Here is a 457-nt window from a genome sequence, read left to right as displayed (position 1 = left end):
GATTTTCAGCAGGGTCGACTTGCCTGCGCCGTTCTCGCCCATCAGCGCGTGCACCTGCCCCGGGTGGGCGGTGAAGCAAATGCCATCCAGCGCCTTGACCCCGGGAAAGGTCTTGCCGATGCCTTCAAACCGCAGGGCTGCAGCGGTCATTTCCACAGCCCGATCTTGGTCAGTTCCGCCTGGAAGTTTTCACGGGTAATCAGCGTCACTTCGTCCATGGCCGTGTATTTCGGCGGCTCGGTGCCCTGGGTAACCCACTCGTACATCATCTCAGCGGTTTTGTAGCCTTCAATGTGCGGGCTGGGCAGCATCGAGCCGAAGAAGCCGCTGTTGGCTTTCTTCAATTCGCCGATGGCGTCGGTGCCATTGATGCCGATACCAATCACATTGGCTGCGGCGAAACCGGCACTTTCGGTGGCGCGCACGCCGCCGAGCACGGTGTTGTCGTTCATGCCGC

At 60.6% G+C, this 457-nt stretch carries 1 protein-coding gene and 1 pseudogene; both read right to left on the bottom strand.

The genetic code is table 11. The features are described from left to right. A partial coding sequence (locus tag OC445_RS26935; protein WP_262020457.1) for an ATP-binding cassette domain-containing protein occupies window positions 1–150 on the bottom strand: 150 nt, incomplete at its 3' end. Continuing rightward, a pseudogene (locus tag OC445_RS26930) lies at window positions 147–457 on the bottom strand (arabinose ABC transporter substrate-binding protein); the annotation flags it as partial. The pseudogene OC445_RS26930 and the gene OC445_RS26935, both read right to left, overlap by 4 nt.

The organism is Pseudomonas sp. Pse35 (genome assembly GCF_024519715.1).
Taxonomy (GTDB): domain Bacteria; phylum Pseudomonadota; class Gammaproteobacteria; order Pseudomonadales; family Pseudomonadaceae; genus Aquipseudomonas; species Aquipseudomonas paracarnis.
This window is presented reverse-complemented; position numbering and strand designations above follow the sequence as displayed.